At 66.3% G+C, this 514-nt stretch carries 2 pseudogenes; both read left to right on the top strand.

Features of this window, described 5'->3' with window-relative positions:
• Positions 1 to 139, top strand: a pseudogene (locus HX873_RS31815) (ABC transporter permease); the annotation flags it as partial.
• Positions 136 to 514, top strand: a pseudogene (locus HX873_RS17810) (ABC transporter permease); the annotation flags it as partial. The pseudogenes HX873_RS31815 and HX873_RS17810, both read left to right, overlap by 4 nt.

Below are 514 nucleotides of genomic sequence, written 5' to 3'. Positions count from 1 at the left end.
CCAGGCGGTGCAGGCCCAGGACCTGCCGCTGACCATCGGCATCAGCCTGGTGGTCGCCGCCGGTTACGTGCTCGCCAATATTCTGGTCGACCTGCTGTACCTGTGGGTCGACCCTCGCCAACAGGAGCTTCCAGCATGAGTGGCCTGACCCTGGAAACACCGCTGCCCGCGCTGCGGATTCAGCGCACCACTCGCACGCTGCGCCTCGGCCCGCTGTTGGCGATTACCTTTCTGTTGCTGGTGATCGTCGCGGCGCTGGTGCCGCAGTTGTTCGCCTACAGCGACCCGCTGGCCATCGTGCCCCGCGATGCGTTTCATTCGCCGAGCCTGGCCCACTGGTTCGGCACCGATCAGTCGGGGCGGGATATTTTTTCGCGGGTGATCCATGGTACTCGCCAGTCGTTGTTCATCGGCCTGGCAGCCACGGCGATTGCGATGACCATCGCCATCGTGCTTGGCCTGTTGGGCGGGCTGGGCGGCGCGCGGGTGGACCGGGGCGGGGGTTGGTTGCTGG

This window comes from Pseudomonas sp. P7758, from assembly GCF_013386485.1.
Classification (GTDB): Bacteria; Pseudomonadota; Gammaproteobacteria; order Pseudomonadales; family Pseudomonadaceae; genus Aquipseudomonas.
Note: the sequence above shows the minus strand (reverse complement) of the source record. Positions and strands in the feature narration are given on the sequence as shown.